The sequence below is a fragment of the Clostridium sp. UBA2485 genome (genome assembly GCF_002341865.1).
In the GTDB taxonomy this organism is placed as follows: domain Bacteria; phylum Bacillota; class Clostridia; order Clostridiales; family Clostridiaceae; genus Clostridium_J.
The window spans coordinates 1-16,433 of the sequence record NZ_DDOV01000098.1 but is presented as its reverse complement, the minus strand read 5'-3'; the positions used below and the strand labels follow the sequence as shown (position 1 = coordinate 16,433).

The 16,433-nt window shown below is 29.3% G+C and carries 15 protein-coding genes; 2 read left to right on the top strand and 13 right to left on the bottom strand.

The genetic code is table 11. The features are described 5' to 3' along the window. On the top strand, nucleotides 1-516 hold a 516-nt coding region (locus B3603_RS18985), incomplete at its 5' end, for a DDE-type integrase/transposase/recombinase (protein ID WP_291567849.1). A 417-nt stretch (nucleotides 517-933) separates the two neighbouring features. Here the strand turns inward: B3603_RS18985 and nifU (B3603_RS18980) are convergent. The 5 genes from nifU (B3603_RS18980) to B3603_RS18960 form a co-directional block, all read right to left on the bottom strand. Then, nucleotides 934-1,335 (bottom strand): Fe-S cluster assembly scaffold protein NifU, encoded by a 402-nt coding sequence (gene nifU, locus B3603_RS18980; protein WP_291567848.1) that lies wholly within the window; start codon nucleotides 1,333-1,335, stop codon nucleotides 934-936. A gap of 237 nt (nucleotides 1,336-1,572) precedes the next feature. Further along, on the bottom strand, nucleotides 1,573-2,649 hold the full coding sequence (mnmA, locus tag B3603_RS18975) for a tRNA 2-thiouridine(34) synthase MnmA (RefSeq protein ID WP_291567846.1): 1,077 nt from the start codon (nucleotides 2,647-2,649) through the stop codon (nucleotides 1,573-1,575). Nucleotides 2,650-2,660: 11 nt separating this feature from the next. Beyond that, nucleotides 2,661-3,095 (bottom strand): Fe-S cluster assembly scaffold protein NifU, encoded by a 435-nt coding sequence (gene nifU, locus B3603_RS18970; RefSeq protein WP_291567844.1) that lies wholly within the window; start codon nucleotides 3,093-3,095, stop codon nucleotides 2,661-2,663. Continuing rightward, nucleotides 3,095-4,282, bottom strand: coding sequence for a cysteine desulfurase NifS (gene nifS, locus B3603_RS18965; protein ID WP_291567842.1), 1,188 nt, complete (start codon nucleotides 4,280-4,282; stop codon nucleotides 3,095-3,097). Before nifS ends, nifU (B3603_RS18970) begins: the two co-directional genes overlap by 1 nt. After that, complete coding sequence (locus tag B3603_RS18960; protein ID WP_291567841.1) at nucleotides 4,275-4,718, bottom strand: RrF2 family transcriptional regulator; 444 nt, start codon at nucleotides 4,716-4,718, stop codon at nucleotides 4,275-4,277. The genes nifS and B3603_RS18960 overlap by 8 nt, the downstream gene beginning before the upstream one ends. A 182-nt stretch (nucleotides 4,719-4,900) precedes the next feature. On the opposite strand from B3603_RS18960, the gene B3603_RS18955 reads away from it, so the two are divergent. Then, nucleotides 4,901-6,247, top strand: coding sequence for an aminotransferase class V-fold PLP-dependent enzyme (locus tag B3603_RS18955; protein WP_291567839.1), 1,347 nt, complete (start codon nucleotides 4,901-4,903; stop codon nucleotides 6,245-6,247). Between the two features lie 146 nt (nucleotides 6,248-6,393). Here the strand turns inward: B3603_RS18955 and B3603_RS18950 are convergent, their stop codons facing one another. The 8 genes from B3603_RS18950 to B3603_RS18915 all read right to left on the bottom strand — a co-directional run bounded on the left by B3603_RS18950 (nucleotide 6,394) and on the right by B3603_RS18915 (nucleotide 16,188). Beyond that, nucleotides 6,394-7,377 (bottom strand): lipoate--protein ligase, encoded by a 984-nt coding sequence (locus B3603_RS18950; protein ID WP_291567837.1) that lies wholly within the window; start codon nucleotides 7,375-7,377, stop codon nucleotides 6,394-6,396. A 21-nt stretch (nucleotides 7,378-7,398) separates the two neighbouring features. After that, nucleotides 7,399-8,790 (bottom strand): dihydrolipoyl dehydrogenase, encoded by a 1,392-nt coding sequence (gene lpdA, locus B3603_RS18945; RefSeq protein WP_291567835.1) that lies wholly within the window; start codon nucleotides 8,788-8,790, stop codon nucleotides 7,399-7,401. 124 nt (nucleotides 8,791-8,914) lie between these two features. Next, nucleotides 8,915-10,363 (bottom strand): aminomethyl-transferring glycine dehydrogenase subunit GcvPB, encoded by a 1,449-nt coding sequence (gene gcvPB, locus B3603_RS18940; protein WP_291567833.1) that lies wholly within the window; start codon nucleotides 10,361-10,363, stop codon nucleotides 8,915-8,917. After that, a complete protein-coding gene (gene gcvPA / locus B3603_RS18935; protein WP_291567831.1) occupies nucleotides 10,363-11,703 on the bottom strand; it encodes an aminomethyl-transferring glycine dehydrogenase subunit GcvPA in 1,341 nt (446 codons plus the stop codon). The genes gcvPB and gcvPA overlap by 1 nt, the downstream gene beginning before the upstream one ends. Before the next feature lies 1 nt (nucleotide 11,704). Continuing rightward, nucleotides 11,705-12,088, bottom strand: a complete 384-nt coding sequence (gene gcvH, locus B3603_RS18930; protein WP_291567828.1) for a glycine cleavage system protein GcvH — start codon at nucleotides 12,086-12,088, stop codon at nucleotides 11,705-11,707. A gap of 13 nt (nucleotides 12,089-12,101) precedes the next feature. Then, entirely contained in the window at nucleotides 12,102-13,208 is a 1,107-nt protein-coding gene (gene gcvT / locus B3603_RS18925) for a glycine cleavage system aminomethyltransferase GcvT (RefSeq protein ID WP_291567826.1), read from the bottom strand. Between the two features lie 580 nt (nucleotides 13,209-13,788). Continuing rightward, nucleotides 13,789-14,388, bottom strand: a complete 600-nt coding sequence (locus B3603_RS18920; RefSeq protein WP_291567824.1) for a zinc dependent phospholipase C family protein — start codon at nucleotides 14,386-14,388, stop codon at nucleotides 13,789-13,791. Between the two features lie 417 nt (nucleotides 14,389-14,805). Beyond that, on the bottom strand, nucleotides 14,806-16,188 hold the full coding sequence (locus B3603_RS18915) for an MFS transporter (protein WP_291567822.1): 1,383 nt from the start codon (nucleotides 16,186-16,188) through the stop codon (nucleotides 14,806-14,808). Between the last annotated feature and the right edge of the window lie 245 nt (nucleotides 16,189-16,433).

Genomic DNA, 16,433 nt, shown 5'->3' with positions numbered 1-16,433 from the left:
AATGTGAAAGTAACTGGATCTAATCAATTATGGCAGATGGATATCAAATATAGTTTTATAGCAGGAACTAAGAAAACAGCATATATAACATCAATAATAGATGTATTTGATAGAGAAATAATTTATCATTCTATAGATTTATCAGCTACTGGTGAAGTAGCTAAACAGGTAATGTTAGGAGCATTATATGCTAGAGGAATAAAGGATAATACTAAAGGGCTAGTGCTACGCACGGATAATGGAAGCCAGTTTATTAGTGGCACTTTTGAGGAAGCATGCCTTAAAGAAGAAGCAGTACATGAACGAATTCCAGTAAGAAGTCCTAATTATAATGCCTTTATTGAATCATATCATAGATATTTACAAGAAGAATGCTTAAAAGGAAAAATATACCTGGATTTAAATCATATAGCTTCAGAACTAAATGATTATGTCTACAGATATAATAATAAGAGGATACATTCCTCAATAGGATATGTACCTCCTCATGAGTATTATATTCAAAATATAAGTTAATTTGAGCATGAGTTAACTATGTCCATTTAGCGGGGAGCTATCCGAGAATTGTGGATATTTCTCAGCTTTACTGAGAAATCAATTATTTTATCTGTTTTCTAAAGTTACTACGTAACTCCTTATAATAAAAAAACTAGCAATACAATTGCTAGTGAAAAGTCAGTTAAAGAAATTAATTTACAAAATTAAATTCAACCATAATTCTTCATTCTTCATACTTAATTCTTAATTCCTTAGTCTCTCCACAGTATTAATTAAATTTACCAATTTTTGTTCCAAATCATACTGCACCTCAGGGGAACCCTAAAGGGCTTCACTACTGTTCCCCAGAGGTTGAGAAAACAGGTAAAGAAATTAGTTTGATTAAAACTAATTTCATCCATAATTTTCAATTGTCCATTGTCAATTTTCAATTGTTTAACCTTCCCATTTATCTTTCCATCTTTCTAAACCTAACTTTTCTCTATAGTTATTAATGGCTTTGTGTATAGTCTGTTCTGCCAGTACGGAACAATGGATTTTTTCTGAAGGAAGCCCATCTAATGCCTCAATTACAGATTTGTTTGTTAAATTCCACGCTTCTTCCAAGGTTTTTCCCTTTATAAGTTCTGTAGCAATGCTGGAAGAAGCAATAGCAGATCCACAACCAAAGGTCATAAACCTAACATCTTTTATAGTATTGTTTTCTACTTTTATATATATCTTCATGATATCTCCACAGTTAGCATCTCCAGCTTCACCTATGCCATCTGCATCAGGTAAGGTTCCTACATTTCTAGGACTATAAAAATGTTCTAATAATTTATCACTATACTCCATAAAAATCTCCTTTTTAGAAAATTACTTAAGAAATTTTTATAATAAATTAGGATATTTGAAATTCCAAATATCCTAATTTATTATATCTCTACAATGCTTAAATAAACTAATAGATAACTTATTTTATACCATATTATGTGACATAATCCGTTGCTAGTAGTACTATTAACAAAATCTATCAACCTAATAGCATAAAATAAACTTCTCATACTTTATTAGTTCTTTATTTTAAACATCTTATAATATTTCGTCTATAATTCCACCACCAACAACAATATCTCCATCATAAAATACAACTGATTGACCTTTTGTTATAGCTCTTTGTTTTTCTCCGAACTTAATTTTCACTTTATCATCATCTAATTGAGTTATTGTAGCAACTGCCGGCTTTGCAGAATACCTAACCTTTGCAGTAGCCTTGATTTCACCTTCAAATTTTTCAAAAGGAATCAAGTTAATATCTTTTGCAATTAATTCTGTTTTAAATATATCCTCTTCATCACCAAGTACCACTTGATTTTTTTCTGGAATTATATCTGTAACAAACATAGGCTTGCCTAATGCAATCCCTAATCCTTTCCTTTGACCTATAGTATAGTAAACTATACCCTTATGTGTTCCCAATACATTTCCATTTTTATCTACAAATTTTCCTGGATTTAAAATCTTACCAGTAAATTTTTCAATAAATCTTCCATGATTATTATCTGGAACAAAACATATTTCTTGAGAATCTTTCTTTCTAAATACTTCTAGACCGATTTTCTCTGCAATTTCTCTAATTTCAGTCTTAGAATATGCTCCACAAGGCATTAAGGTATGTGCTAATTGCTCTTGAGTTAAAGTATAAAGAGCATAGGTTTGATCTTTCTTATCATCTTGTGATCTCTTAAGCAAATATCTACCATCTATATTTTCTATAGTTGCATAGTGACCTGTTGCAATATAGTCAGCACCTAATGCCATAGCTTTTTTCAATAACTCCTCAAATTTTATATGTTTATTACACATAATGCATGGGTTAGGAGTTCTTCCACTAAAGTATTCATCAACAAAATTGTTAATTACAAGAGTTTGGAAAGGTCTTTTAAAGTTCATTACATAAAATGGAATGTCTAATTTATCAGCTACCCTTCTAGCATCCAATACTGCAGATAGTGAACAACATCCACCTTCATTCTCTGCATATTCAGGATCATCAGGAGCTAGTTTCATCATAATCCCTATAACTTCATATCCTTGCTCTTTCAAAAGATATGCTGCAACAGAACTATCTACTCCCCCACTCATTCCTATAACAACTTTTTTTTTCATAATTATTTCACCTATTCTCCGTGTACATTAGCATGTAACTCATCATGATCTGTTTCTTTAAAATCCCATGGAGTTAAGCCTTCTTTAACCCTATAATCATTTATTGCCTTATGAATTGCTTCTTCTGCAAGTACTGAGCAATGCATTTTTATCGGTGGAAGACCATCTAATGCTTCTGCCACTGCTAAATTTGTTAAATCCCATGCTTCTTCAACAGTTTTTCCTTTTATAAGCTCTGTAGCCATACTTGATGAAGCTATAGCTGAACCGCATCCAAAAGTCTTAAATTTAGCGTCTACAACTACATTATTTTCTACTTTTAAATAAACTTTCATTATATCTCCGCATTTAGCATTTCCTACTTCTCCTATGCCATTTGCATTAACAATTTCTCCAACGTTTCTTGGATTTGTAAAATGATCCATTACTTTTTCGCTGTATATCATTATTTTTCCTCTCCTTTTAAAAAGTCATCATATAACGGTGACATATCTCTTAATCTTTGAACTATTGAAGGAACTTTCTCTAATACGTAATCCACTTCTTCTTCTGTTGTCCCATCACCAATACTTAGTCTTAGTGAACCATGAGCTATCTCATGTGGTAATCCTATTGCTAGTAATACATGTGATGGATCTAATGATCCAGATGTACAAGCGCTTCCACTTGAAGCACAAATTCCCATTGCATCTAGCATTAATAGTACAGATTCACCTTCTATAAATTTAAAACATACATTTACATTACCCGGTAATCTTTTTTCTCCAGATGGTCCGTTTAATTTTGTATATGGTATTTTAAGTAATCCATCTATAAGTTTATCTCTTAATGCTATTAATTTTCTACTGTGATCTTCCATATTGTGTACTGCAAGTTCAATTGCTTTTCCAAGTCCAACTATTCCTGCTACATTTTCAGTACCAGCTCTTCTATTTTTCTCTTGAGCTCCACCATAAATTAAATTGTGGATTTTTATACCTTTTTTAATATATAAAACACCGACACCTTTAGGTCCATAAATTTTATGAGCAGCTAATGATAATAAATCTATATTCATATCTTTTACATCTACTGGTACATTTCCTATTGCTTGAACTGCATCTGTATGAAAGAATACTTTCTTGTCTCTACAAATTTGACCTATTTCTTTTATTGATTGAATTACTCCAATCTCATTATTGGCAAACATTATAGTTACCAATATAGTCTTATCTGTTATAGCATTTTTTAAGTCCTCAATATTTATTAATCCTTCTTCATTAACATCTAAATATGTAACTTCAAATCCATGGTTTTTCTCAAGATATTCACAAGCATGTAATACTGCATGATGCTCTATTTTAGTTGTTATAATATGGTTTCCTTTATTTTTTTGAGCAAAAGCAATACCTTTTATAGCCCAGTTGTCTGCTTCAGATCCACCACCAGTAAAGTAGATTTCACTTCTATCTGCATTTATGGCTTTGGCCACTCTATCTCTTGCCAAATCTAAAGCTTTTTTAGTTTCCCTTGAAATTGAGTATATAGATGATGGGTTACCATAAAATTGTGTAAAATATGGAATCATTTCATCTAAAACCTCTGGTTTTGTGTAAGTTGTCGCTGCATAATCCATGTAAACAGTTTTACTCATGATTAGTTGTCACTCCTTTTAATTTGGAAATATCCATATAATCTTCTACTATATCTTTAAGAGTAATAGACATTGTAACATTGTCTATACTATCTTTAATTTTTTTCCATACTAATCTTGTGGCACAACAATCTATGTTGTTGCAGGACTCTGTATCTAGACAATGGGATATTTCTATTGGTCCTTCTAGCACCTCTAAAATATCATAAATTCTTATTTCATCTGGCGCCTTACCTAACACATATCCACCCATAGCACCTCTTATGCTCTTAATAAGTCCTGATTTTCTCAATGTAGAAAATAATTGCTCTAAATAGTATTCTGATATATTTTGTCTTTCTGAAATGGTCTTTATTGAAACTGGTTCTTTCCCATAGCGTATAGCTAAGTCAACCATAGCTTTAACACCATAACGACCTTTCGTTGATAATTTCATTCCCTCACTCCTTAATGTTGAGTGTTTTACTACACTTTGATAATATCAAACCAGAGTAATCATGTCAACAATTAATAATTCAATGTTTCTATTATTTGTACCAATTATTATAGTATTTAATATTATGATTATAAGGGTAGTACTATATAGCTATAAATGCTATATATGAAAGGAGGTAAAAAATGAGTAGTAAATATAATAACGTATATAGAAAACTAGTAGTAGGTGTCAACAATAAAGTACCTTTAATAGACGGTACCTTAGTAACTGGCATAAATTTTGATAATGCTGCAACTACACCTCCTCTTTTCTGTGTATTAGATGATATTATTCACTTCTCACCTTACTATTCTTCTGTTCATCGTGGTGAAGGATACAAATCTCAAGTTTCCACTATGCTATATGAAGAAAGTAGAGACGTGGTTGGTAAGTTTGTAAATTATGACCCTAATTATATGCAAACTATTTTTGTAAAAAATTGTAGTGAAGCTATAAATAAACTTTGTAACATCCTCTACGAAGACGATGAAGATAAAGTAATATTATCTAGCTACATGGAACATCATTCCAATGATCTACCTTGGAGAGCAAAGTATAAAGTTGATTATATAAATATTGATAACGCTGGTAATTTAGATCTTAATGATTTAGAAAATAAATTAATTAAATATCAAGGAAATATAAAACTTGTAACTATAACTGGCGCTTCTAATGTAACCGGTCATAAAAATCACATCTATAGTATTTCCAGGTTAGTTCATAAATATGATTGTAAGCTATTAGTAGACGGTGCTCAATTAGTTCCACATGCCCCTGTAGATTTAAGACCTTTTAATTGTGATGACCATATAGATTTCATAGCTTTTTCTGGTCATAAAGTCTACGCTCCTTTTGGTTCTGGGGTGTTAATAGGTCCAAAAGAAACTTTTGAACATTGCCATCCAGATCATGTAGGAGGAGGAACTATTTCCTTTGTAACTCCTGACTATGTGAGGTGGGCTTCATCTCCTGATAAGCATGAGGCAGGAAGTCCAAATGTTCTAGGTGCATTAGCTATTGTTTCCTCTATTAGAAAATTATCATCTTTAGGAATGAAAAACTTGGAAAACTATGAGAGATATTTAACAGAATATGCTACTGCTAACCTTTTATTAATTCCTTATGTAACTCTTTATGGAGACTATTTAAATTTTAATGATAAAGTTAGCATAATTTCTTTTAATATAGAGGGAGTTCATCATGGAACTTTAGCTAAAATTCTATCTTATGAATTTGGCATTGCAGTAAGAAGTGGCTGTTTTTGTGCTCAACCTTATATGCAGAAATTACTAAATGTAAGCCAAGAAGAGATTGTTAGAAATATGTCCCTTCCTAAAGAAGTTTATCCTGGTACTGTAAGAATTAGCTTTGGCATGTACAATACTATAGATGAAATTAATAGACTTTTATATGCTATAGATGAAATAGCATTAAATAGAGAGTATTATATAAAGAAATATCGAAATATAAAAATAACACTTTTGGATTAATAAATAGCCGTGGTTCAAAGCCACGGTTTCTTAGGGTAAAATTATGTTTAATGGCTAGTTTTTTTAATCTATATTTTAAATAAATTATAGGATTTAATCTTTATAGGTAAAAAGCCGCGATTAAAATCACGACTTTTTTAACATCTTTATTTTATCAATAAATTTAAGATTTCATCCTCTTTTATGTTAGAGAAATACTCACTTATTTGAAAATTAGATAATACTTTTTTAATTTCACTTTCTTCATGATTTTTACCTATAAGAGATTTTTCTATTTCACCTACATCTTCCTTACCAAAAAAATCTCCAAAAATCTTCACATCTTTTATTACACCTTTTTCAACTTTTATATTAACTTCTACAGTACCACCTGCAAATTTTTCCTCATTATAAAAATCATATTTGGGCGACTGTCCAAAATTCCATTTCCAAGTTTCGTATTTAGATTTTTTTAGATTTTCTACATCTCTTATTTCTCTTTCACTTAACCTCTCAATAACTGCATTTTTATCATTTTTTGTAATATACTCAAATATCAGTGTTTTAAATTCTTCTACTGTAAGAGGTGATTTTAAATGCTCACTTATATTTGTGACTCTACTTACAACTGATTTTACCGCTTTATCAGAGAATTTTACTGGCTTTGATATTAATGCACCACTTAAATTGTTCATATTAACAGAAAATAGTATACAGCCATGATGCATCATTCTATTCTTATGCTTACATTGTGCATTTCCAACAACTTTTTTTCCATCAATAATTAAGTCATTTCTACCAGAAAATTCAGCTTTTATACCTAACTCTTTTAAAACACCTATGATAGGCTGTAAAAACTTTTCAAAATCAGTAAAACTTTCTCCGTCATCTCTAACTATAAAAGTAAAATTAAGATTTCCCAAATCATGAAATACAGCGCCGCCACCACTTTGTCTTCTTACAACCTTAATATTATTAGTTTTAACATAATCCACATTTATTTCTGACAGTGTATTTTGATTTTTTCCTACAACTATACAAGGCTCATTTCTCCATAAAACAAAATACTCATCATTTTTTTCTTTTAATAAATACTCTTCTAAGGCTAAATTAAAATATGGACTTATACATGTATTATCTATATATCTCATAACTGTTTACCCCTTGTAAATCTATTTATTTATGCTGTGTATCGCTTCTCCATTTAAAGCTAGTATCGCTTCATAAAAGGCTTCCCCTAAAGTAGGATGACTATGAACTATATCTTTTATATCATAAGCCTTCATTTTTTTATCTATAGCTAAAACCCCTTCATGGATTAAATCCGAAGCATGAGGTCCCATAATGTGAATTCCTAACAATGTATTATCTTCACTATTACATATTGCTTTAACAAATCCTTCTCCTTCTCCAAGTGCTAGTGCTTTTCCATTAGCACCGAACAAAAATTTACTCTTTTTATAAGGTATGCCTTTTTCTTTAGCTTCTTCTTCGGTAATTCCAACTGTAGCTATTTCCGGGAATGTGAATATACAATTTGGAATAGAAGGATTGTGGATATCTTTATTTAATAATATCTTTTCTACTACTTGTACACCTTGGTGAGAAGCAGCATGAGCTAATTGGCATATTCCATTTACATCACCTATAGCATATATGCCTTTTATTGAAGTTTCATAATTCTCATTAACTTTAATTTTTTTCCTATCAAAATCTACTCCTATTTTATCTAGGTTCAATCCGTCAAAGTTAGCTATTCTTCCTTTAGCCACTAGCACCATATCAGCCTTAATTTCTACTTCCCCTTTTTTACTGTCGCACTTTATAATAACTTCTTCTTCTCCACTAATACTTTTCACAACAGTAGAAGTCTGTATTTGAATTCCCGTTCTTTTAGCCATAGCTGTATATCTCTTAGTAATTTCTCTATCCACATCATATAATATGGAATCTCTTGCTACTATAACTGTTACATTAGACCCTAATGCATTAAAAATACTAGCAAATTCCATTCCTATTACCCCGCCACCTATAACAGCTAAAGTTTTAGGAATATGGTCAAAATCTAAAAGTTCATCACTGGTTATAACCTTAGAATTATTAATTCCTTCTATATATGGAATTTCTGATTTGGAACCACTAGCTATAATTATGTTCTTTCCCTTTAATATTGTTTCACCTTCTTTAGTTATGACACTGATAGTATTATTATCAATAAAAGAAGCCTCTCCACTTATAAATTCTACACCATTTCCTTCTATAAGTTTCTCAATACCGCCAACTAAAGTATTTACAATTTCACTCTTTCTATTTTGTATTTTTTCTACATTTACTTCATAGTTGTCAACTTTTATACCAAAATCCTCAATATGATTTAAATTATTTAAAAGTTCAGCTGTTCTATATAAGGTTTTAGTCGGAATACATCCTCTATTAAGACAAGTACCTCCGACTCTATCTTTCTCTATAACACATACTTTTGCACCTAATTGAGCTGCTCTTATGCCAGCTACATATCCACCAGGTCCACCGCCAATTATAATAATATCCTTTATATCATCCATATAAATGCCCTCCACTATTTTAAACAATTAACAATTCTAGTCAAAATCCCAAAACTTTGTAATCAATCATTTATAAAAATTTAGTAGTTTAAGTAAAGGCGTGATTAAACATCACGCCTTATTTTTACCACTTTAATATAGGAGTTCTAGCTGCTTTAACTTGGTCTAGTCGTCTCACTGGTGCATTATGAGGTGCATCATGTAATAATTCTGGATTTTCTTTTGCCTCCACAGCTATTTTTTTCATTACCTCGATAAATTCATTAATAGTTTCTATACTCTCACTTTCAGTTGGCTCCACCATAAGTGCTTCTTCAACTATTAATGGGAAATATACTGTTGGAGGATGAACTCCATAATCTATCATTCGTTTTGCCACATCTACTGTAGAAAGTCCATTAGGATTATCTTTTAATCCTGCAAAAACAACTTCATGCATACATACTTCGTCTATAGCTACCTTATAATAATCCTTTAAGCCTTCTTTTATATAGTTAGCATTTAATACTGCATTTTCAGATGCTGATTTTAAACCATCACTACCCATACTCAATATATAAGTATAAGCCTTTACTAGCACACCAAAATTACCATAAAAACTTCTTATTTTTCCTATAGATTCCGGTAAATTATAATCTAATGAAAATCTATTATCTTCTTTTTTTATTAACGGAACTGGAAGAAATTTAGCCAGTTTTTTATTTACTCCTACTGGTGCTGCTCCTGGTCCCCCTCCACCATGTGGCGTAGAGAAGGTCTTATGAAGATTTAAATGACAAACATCAAATCCCATATCTCCAGGTCTTGCAATTCCCATGATGGCATTCAAATTTGCACCATCATAGTACAATAATCCACCTGCTTCATGAACTAAATCACTTATAAGCTTTATATCTTTTTCAAACAATCCTAAAGTACTAGGATTTGTAAGCATAAGTCCAGCTATCTCATCATTTAATACACTTTTTAAATCGTCTATGCAAACTCTGCCATGTTCATCAGATTTGATTTCTACTATATCAAATCCTGCTACAGCCGCACTAGCTGGATTTGTTCCATGGGCTGAATCAGGAACTATTATTTTATTTCTTTTATAATCTCCTCTGCTTTCATGATAAGCCTTTATAAGTAAAAGACCTGTAAACTCACCATGAGCACCTGCAGCTGGTTGAAGAGTATATTCATCCATGCCGGTAATTTCACAAAGTCTTGAAGATAAATCATACATAAGTTCTAATGAACCTTGTACTGTATCCTCATTTTGATATGGGTGTATTTTTGAAAATCCTGGTAAACTTGCTATATCTTCATTAATTTTTGGGTTATATTTCATAGTGCAAGATCCTAATGGATAAAATCCTTTATCTACACTATAGTTTTTATTTGAAAGAGCAGTATAGTGTCTTACTACGTCTACTTCGCTAACTTCTGGAAGATTTAAATCTTCCGCTCTTAACATATCTTTTGGTACTAAGTTCGCTATATCTATATCAGGCACATCTAAAGCAGGAAGTCTATAACCTTTTCTACCCTCTGATGATAGTTCAAATATAATTTTATTATACTTTTTCATTATATCTCCTCCATCACTTTTACTAATGTATCAATTTCTTTTCTTGTTCTTTTCTCTGTTACACATAAAAGCATTGAATTTTCATAATGAGGGTATGCTTTAGCTAAATTATATCCACCTAATATATTTTCATTTAATAACTTCTTATTAATTTCACAAGTTGAAGTTTCTGATTTCATTGCAAACTCTTTAAAGAATGGTTTATTAAATAATGGTTTATATTTGCCACTACTTGTTAATGCTTCATAGGCATAATGAGATTTTTTAATACATTGAGTTGCAATTTCTTTTATTCCTTCTTTCCCTAAAGTAGCCATGTATACAGCTGCACCTATAGAAATTAAAGTTTGATCTGAACATATATTGGAAGTAGCTTTTTCTCTTCTTATATGTTGTTCACGAGCTTGTAATGTTAGAACAAAGCCTCTCTCCCCATCTACATCCTCTGTTTGACCTGCTATTCTTCCTGGCATTTTTCTCATAAGCTTTTTAGTAGTATTTAAAAATCCTAGGCCTGGTCCACCAAAGCTTATATTAGCTCCAAGACCTTGTCCATCACCAACTACTATATCTGCACCAAGTTCACCAGGACTCTTTAATATACCTAGTGATATTGGATCTACACTCATAATTAAAAGTGATTTATTACTATGAACTAATTTTTCTATTTCTCCAATTTCTTCTATGATTCCAAAGAAGTTAGGACTTTGTATAATAACTGCTGCTATATCCTTATCCAAAGCGCTTTGAAGTTTTTCAATATTAGTTGTGCCTTCACATTCCTCAATTTCCACCATATTATAGCCTTTAAACTTTAGATAAGTTTTAAGTACTCTTCTTGTTTCAGGATTTACTGTAGAAGAAACAGCTATAGTTTTTCTTCTTGTTGCATCTATAGCCATTACTGATGCCTCAGCAACAGCTGTAGCTCCGTCATACATAGCTGAGTTTGAAACTTCCATGCCTGTTAAATTACAAATCATACTTTGATATTCAAATATACTTTGAAGTGTACCTTGGCTTATCTCTGGTTGATATGGAGTGTATGCTGTATAAAACTCAGATCTTCCTATTAAATGTTTTACTGTAGCAGGTATATAATGATCATAACTTCCAGCTCCTAAAAAACAAGTAATATCATCTGTAGATTTATTTTTTCTTACTAATTCTTTTATTTTATTAGTAACTTCTATTTCTGATAGGGATTTTTCCAAATTTAACTCTCTATTTAACTTAACTTCATCTGGTATATCTTTAAATAAATCCTCCATAGATTTTATTGAAAGAAAATCAAATATTTCCTGTATCTCTTTTTCTGTATTAGGTATATAAGGAAACATATTATTCCTCCTTATCACAAATATTTTCGTACTCTTTTGGACTTAATAACTCTTTAAATTCACTTTCATCTTGTAATTCCACTGCTATCATCCAGCTTTCATAAGGATTTCCATTAACAGTTTCTGGACTGTCAGTTATTTCTTCATTAAACTCAACCACATTACCACTAACTGGTATATAAATATCAGATGCAGCTTTAACAGATTCAACTACTCCAAAAGCGTCACCTTTAGAAAATTCTGTTCCTTCTTCTGGCAACTCTATAAATACTATATCTCCTAACAATCTTTGAGCATAATCGGTAATTCCAATATAAGCCTTATTTCCTTCTACTCTTATCCATTCATGATTCTTTGTATATAATAAATTATCTAAAACTAACATCTTAAATTCCCCCTTATTTTTGTGTTTTTTTACTATAAAATTTCTTATTAATAACTACAGCTTTTAATTCTCTGTTTCTTACTTTAATAAATATTTCGTTGCCTAATGCTGAATATTTTTCATCAATTAATGCAAAACCTATATTCTTTTTTAATGTAGGTGACATGTAGCCTGTAGTAACATGTCCAATATCTTTACCATCTACTATAACTCTATAACCATGCCTTGCAATTCCTTTATCAAGCAATTCAAATCCAACTAATTTTCTTTTTACTCCATCTGACTTTTGCTTTACTAATGCATCTCTACCTATGAAATTATCTTTATTAAGTTTTACAAAGAAACCAAATCCCATTTCTAATGGCGTTATTGTAGCATCCATTTCATTTCCGTATAATGGTAGAGTCGCTTCAAATCTTAAAGTGTCCCTAGCACCAAGACCAATTGGTTCAACTTCTAAATCTTTTCCTTCTTCTAAGATAGCTCTCCACAATTCAACTAAATTTTTAGGTTCAGTATATATTTCAAAACCATCTTCTCCAGTATATCCTGTCCTTGAAACTAAGCATTTTTTACCTTTAACTTCTACGTTTCTTTTAAATTTAAAGAAACCTATTTCTGATAGATCTATAGAAACTAATTTTTGAAGAATTTCTTGTGCTTTTGGTCCTTGAAGTGCCAACTGCCCAAATTCATCAGAAATATTATTTAATTCTACATCATAGTTTCCTTTATTATCCAACATCCATTTATAATCTTTTTCCATATTGCTGGCATTTACTACTAAAAAATATTCTTCTTTTGAAAATCTATAAACAAGCAAGTCATCTACTACACCACCAGTTTCATTACACATGAAGGTGTATAATACGTCATTGTCTTCTAAGGTTTTTACATCATTAGTTATAAGATAATTTACAAAAGTTTCTGCATCTTTTCCCTTGATGATTATTTCTCCCATGTGTGATACATCAAATAATCCGGCTTTCTCCCTTACTGCCTCATGTTCTTCTAAAATTCCCTTAAACTGCACAGGAAGTCTGTATCCTGCAAAATCAACAACCTTTCCTCCATAATTTTTATATTCCTCTATTAGAGGGGTAGTTTTTAATGTATCCATCTTAATCCCTCCTACTATTATAGATTTACTTTTCGGAATACGTTTACACCTCAATTTTATGAAGTATAACATTATAGTATGCCTAAAGTTATTTAATCACTAATTACTCCCTCAAAATATAATGTAAGGAATCTTTAGTAACTTTTTACTCTACAATAAATATTATAATATTTATTTCACAATAATTCAAACTATTCTAACTAATTATTAATATATTTTTAAAATTTAATCATGTAAGTTAACCATTGAATAAACATATTTTGATAATTTATTAACAATTTTTTCTTTTTTATTATATATATGAATGATTATAATAAATTAATTATATATATATCTTTATATCAAAGACCTCCCAATTCTTATAATAATTACTATTTTGTCTATTCTTTAACTGTATATATTAATAATTAATGATTATTTTAACGAAGTTAATATTAATATTTTATTAATTCTTAACACTATGTTCATTTTCTTAGTAACTATACCCAAAGAAAAATCTTTCTATTGGTAATATAGGATTATATGTAAAAAAGCCGCAACTATATAGTCACGGCTTTTTTACATATAATATAATTTTTTCTTAATAGTTTTCAACTTGAAGTTGCTGTAATTTGCACCTATTTATATATTGATTTAATATTATATTTCCTACCATAAGACAAGCTCTTATAGAATACATCATATCTTTTTCATATTCTTTTAATTTATTGTCTTGTATATATTCTTTATGAAGATTTTCAATAGAGTTTATTAAATCTTCAGTGGATATTTCATCTTGTAAACACCTACAACTTGGCATTGAATTTATTTTCTTAATATATCTTCCTATATATACCATTTGATGAAATTCATACAAATGATGCTGAGGTATAGTACCCTCATAGTTACCATTATGAGGATAGCAGAAGAAATCACAAACAAAATGCAGGATTGCACCTAAGTCTCTTAAAAATTTATTATAATTTATGCCTTCCTCAATATCTCCATAAATTTTATTAATTAAATTATATGCATATTCAGTATATGCTTCTTTTGTATGATTTCTCATAGTAGTTTCAATTTTTATATCTGGTCTTATATTACCATAAAAAAAGTTAATCTTTTTAATATTTACATCTAATTCTTTTTCAAATCTTGGTGTAAAATGTGATGCTAAAATTATATGTGTAAATACATTCATTTTCATTACCTCTTATCTAAATTTGTATAAGCAAATTAAAATTTATATTAGGTTAATTTTTAATAGTTGTTCATATGAAAAATAATAAAACAAACTGATAATCAATCTATAACTAAATTTAAAATACAATTTTCTTAATTTTAAAACCTAACACTATTCTTATTATATTAATAATAAAACTCATTTTCAAATTAGAATTTTATTAGAAAACATTATCATTCTTAATAATTTAGCTACTTTATTGTAAGTCTTTATGTTTTATAACTATTTAAGAGATAAAACTTTTTAGATTACATTAAACATAATAAAGCACTATTAAATTATTAAAATTAGATAATTTAATAGTGCTTATTTAAAACTATAAAAGTTTATTAATAAATCTTTTAATAAAAGTGTATTTTATATAAGTCTTTTTATTTATTCACTTTCTAAAATATTTGCTAATTCTGCGCTATCTAAATTTATACTACTATTTTCCCTTTCTACTACATTAATAATGGCTTTTTTATCCTTATTTTGATTTTCTTCTTCCACACTTTCTATAGCATCATTTTCTTCAGCTCTATACAAAGCCTTCTTAAATCCTAATATAGAAACGAATAATATTGATGCTGCTATACTTATACAAACCCATGATTCCATTTTGTCAAATAAAAATCCAAATATCATTTGTCCTAGTGGAATAGCAGCCATAGCTCCTGTGTTAATTACGGCTCCCACTCTTCCCATCATAGATAGTGGTACAATCTGATTTATCATAGTTCCTGTAGCTATATTCACAATAACTATCACTAGTCCAATAATAAACATATCGATACTCAAAGTAATATATGGTATAAAATTGCTATTAAATAAATCTAAATATAAAGATGATGATATTATTGCCATTATGCCCATAAGTATAGATGTAATAAAAATATTTAAAAATAGTATTTTACTTAATTTAAACTTTTTAGAAACTGTACTACATAAAAATGGAGCAATAATCATAGCTACTACAATGATTGATTGTAAAGCTCCATATTGATAGTCATTAATTTTTAATATTTCTTTTGAAAGATATGGTAGACCTATTGAAAATATAGGATTAAACGCAAAATTAATTATTAAACTTAAAATAATTATATTAAATATTATTTTTTTATTTTTGATAAAACTAACACCATCCATAAAATCTTTAGAAAAAGATTTTATATTTATTTTTTCAGGTTTTTTATTAACTTTCGGTATATTTATAAACATCTCACTTATTGAAGATAGAATAAAACTTATTGAATTTACAATCAATATTATAAACATATCAAAAAATCCTAATAAAAGTCCTGCCAATAGCGGTGCTATAAAATTACCTAAGTTCATAATAAAAGAATTTATTCCATTTGCATCTACCAATTCTTCTTTTTTAACAAGAGTTGGTATAACAGTATTTATAGCTGGATTAAATAATGTTGATACTATAGACATTAAAATGACTAAAACATATATATGTGATAAAGACAACTCTCCATTTATCTTATATATAATAGCAAAAATCCCAATGATAATACCATTTAGCATATCTAACAATACTATAATTTTCTTTCTATCAAACCAATCAGCAATTACTCCTGCAATAGGTCCAAGAATTAATTGGGGTATTAAAGTTATAGCTAATACTGATGCAAATTTAGTAGCAGAACCTGTAATTTTAAGTACATAAAGTGAAAGTGCAAAACTTTGCATTTGGCTTCCTATTAATGACACTAATTTTCCTAACATTAATAAGAAAAAATCCTTATCTTTTGGCAATTCTATTTTCATTTTATTTGCTCCTTTTGATGATATTTTCTTTAATTCTTACCTCATCATAAGTACTTAAGTTAAATCGTATGCTTCTTAGGAATTTAAATTCTAAGCAAATAGTTTATTATAATAAAATTCTTTTGTTTACCTTAATATTACCATACATTATATTACATTTAAAATTATTTTTTACATTTATTCATTTTTTGCTGCAATCTTTAGCTAATTATTTGATTTAGATGAATCGAGTAGGAGCTGAATAA